The 2680-nt window shown below is 63.6% G+C and carries 3 protein-coding genes; all 3 read right to left on the reverse strand.

Annotated elements, in window-relative coordinates; translation table 11 throughout:
- Positions 1-67: 67 nt before the first annotated feature.
- Positions 68-808 carry a recombinase family protein gene (locus tag OEB96_RS00485; protein ID WP_266213402.1) on the reverse strand — a complete coding sequence of 247 codons (741 nt, stop codon included), beginning with the start codon at positions 806-808 and terminating at the stop codon, positions 68-70.
- 602 nt (positions 809-1410) lie between these two features.
- Positions 1411-2154 carry an IS21-like element helper ATPase IstB gene (gene istB / locus OEB96_RS00490; protein WP_266213403.1) on the reverse strand — a complete coding sequence of 248 codons (744 nt, stop codon included), beginning with the start codon at positions 2152-2154 and terminating at the stop codon, positions 1411-1413.
- A 14-nt stretch (positions 2155-2168) separates the two neighbouring features.
- Positions 2169-2519: a hypothetical protein gene (locus tag OEB96_RS00495; protein ID WP_266213404.1), complete on the reverse strand. Its 351-nt coding sequence runs from the start codon at positions 2517-2519 to the stop codon at positions 2169-2171.
- Positions 2520-2680 lie beyond the last annotated feature (161 nt).

Here is a 2680-nt window from a genome sequence, read left to right on the forward strand (position 1 = left end):
GTCGAGGTCCACAGGGTCACGAAAGAAGGTTTCGTGCTGCTACATGGCAATCCTCCTTCTCCAAGCTTCATGGCGCACTCAGAATATTGTGATAAGAAGGCTTCTTCCACTCGACCTGCATCCCCTTGGGGCTTCGCTGCATGATCGGGATCTCGATCTCATTGTCCCTGAACCATAGGAGGGCCTGCCGGACGCTACCCATCTCGCGGAACTTCCTGAATACAAGCTGGATCGCGGTCACGATGCGGTCATCGGGATCGATCTCGATGCGACCGAGCTCGTCCCAGCACAAGCCGGGAGGAAGGCCGAAGCGAAGCTCGCCTCGCTGAGCCTTGGAGTCTCGCGCGGCAAGACTTCGTTGCCTGAGCAGGCTGAGCTCGTACTCGGACATCGTGCCCTTGAGGCCAAGGAGCAGACGATCGTTCCCCTGCCTGGGCTCATAGACTCCATCGGGATCGATGATCAACGTTCCAACCAGAGCACACAGATCGATCAGGTGATGCCAGTCGCGACCGTTGCGGGCAAGCCTCGATGCCTCGATGCACAACACCGCTCCCACAGCGCCACTGCACACCTTGGCAACCAGCCGTTGAAAGCCAGGTCGTTCTACCTCTCCTGAACCAGAACGGCCGAGATCATCATCGATCGTCTCCACCTGTTTGAAGCCGAGTTGACGGGCCTTGTCAGCCAGCTCGTATTGCCGCCGTTTGCTTTCCGTATGCCCAAGGACTTGCGCCATGGTCGACTGCCGGACGTACACGACCGCCAACTTTTCGAGGTGCTCAGGTGAGATCTTGGAGCTCATCATCGCCTCCTCTCTTGATGGCCACGTCGCTCACCGCGAGCAGCATCTCGGCGAGCGCGTCGATAGCTTTTCTTGCGGCCTCGACGGGGAGCACCACTGTCGCCGAGGACGGGAACAGCTGCGCCTGACCTGTATTGCTCCACGACCTGGAGCGCCTTCGGCCTCGTCTTCTGGGCGCCCTCCTCTTCATTCACGGATCCCGTAGCAAGCACCGACGAGGGATCAAGCCCATCTCCGGAAAGGACGCGTCGTAGCTCCTGCAACGCCGTGACGGCTACGACGGGTGGTCCGACGTCCATGGCGCCGCATGCAACCGGATCGAACATCCAGGCCGGAATCTCGCGAGACAGGCCACCCTCGACTGCAGATTCCGGCCGACGTGAACGCTCGGATCGCCGCCACGTGAACGCTCGGATCGGTCGTCGTGAACGGAGCGGAGCGACGAGGGTTGGTGGTGGTCAGTGGGCCGTGGGCACCTCCGAGGCGTGAGGTCTGGGGGCGGCGTCGTGGTGCCGGTCAGGGATCGGGACGGTTGCCCCTTCGATGCCCCTCGCCGAGGCCCGGCCGTGGGTCGGGTCGGAGCGGAGCGGAGCGACGAGGTTGGGTCAGGTGTCATCGCCATCATCCTGCTTCCGGCGGGAAGGACCCTTTAGCACGATCCGCTGCGCGTTGTTGAGGATGCGGTCGCAGACCGCGTCGGCGGTCGTTGGATCGCCGATGTGGTCGTGCCACTTCGCGACCGGGATCTGGCTGGTCACGATGGTCGAGCGGTTGCCCCAGCGGTCCTCCATGATCTCGTTGAGGTCGCGACGCTCCGCCTCGCGGACCGGGGTCATGCCCCAGTCATCGAGCACGAGCACGTCGGTGCGTGCGAGCTGGGCGAGCAGCCGGACGTAGGAGCCGTCGGCCCGCGCGAGGGCGAGCTCGTCGAACAGACGCGAGAGGCGACGGTACGCGGCGCGGTAGTTCTTGCGGATCGCGTGCTGGGCCAGCGCGCACGCGAGGAATGTCTTACCCACACCCGTGGCCCCGGTGATCACGATTGACTGATGGTTCTCGATCCACTTGCACGTCGCGAGCTGGCGGACCGCCGTCTTGTCGAGCTGCCGGCGTGGCGGGAAGTCGACGTCCTCGATGCACGCGTTGGGAAACTTCAGCTTCGCTTCCCGAAGATTGCGAGCCAGCCGCTTGTTGTGTCGGGCGCTCCACTCGGCATCGACGAGGAGCCCGAGGCGTTCGTCGAAGCCGAGCGAGGCCGATTCTGGATCGGCTTGTTGAACGAGCCAGGCATCGGCGAAGGCGCCGAGCCGCAGCTCCTTGAGCTTGTCGAGGGTGGGTTCGTTGAGCATGTTGTTCGTTCCTTTCAGCGGTACGTCTCCGGGCCACGGATGTTCTCGTGGTGTAGTGGTCGAGGTTCGTCGGCACGCGAGTCGAGCGGCACGCGATCGAGCCCGCGCTTGAGGATCGAGTCGACGTGGCGGTACGAGCGAGCACCGGAGGCATGGGCTCGACCACAGGCTGCCTCGAGACGCTCGTTGCCGTACTTCTTGCCGAGCCGAAGAATGCCGAGGCACGACTTGTAGCCCTGCTCGGGATGAGGACGGTCGGCCAGGATCGCGGTGATGAGCGCGGCCGTGTTCGGTCCCACGCTCTGCCCCCAGCTCACCATCCGCGTCGGCGTCCACTCCAGGTGCTTCTGGTGCGCCTTGGGCATGTGCTCCTTCTTCGTCGTGTAGCCGTTGCGCACGTAGCTGCGGACGTGCGACGTGATCCGGCGTCCCTTGAAGAAGACTAGACCTCCCCCGTTTCAGTGGACACCCTCCAACCGAAACAACCCCTCGTCGTCGTAGCTGATCAGTGCAGCGTTCTGTCACC

Source organism: Paraliomyxa miuraensis, assembly GCF_026337845.1.
Classification (GTDB): domain Bacteria; phylum Myxococcota_A; class Polyangia; order Nannocystales; family Nannocystaceae; genus Paraliomyxa; species Paraliomyxa miuraensis.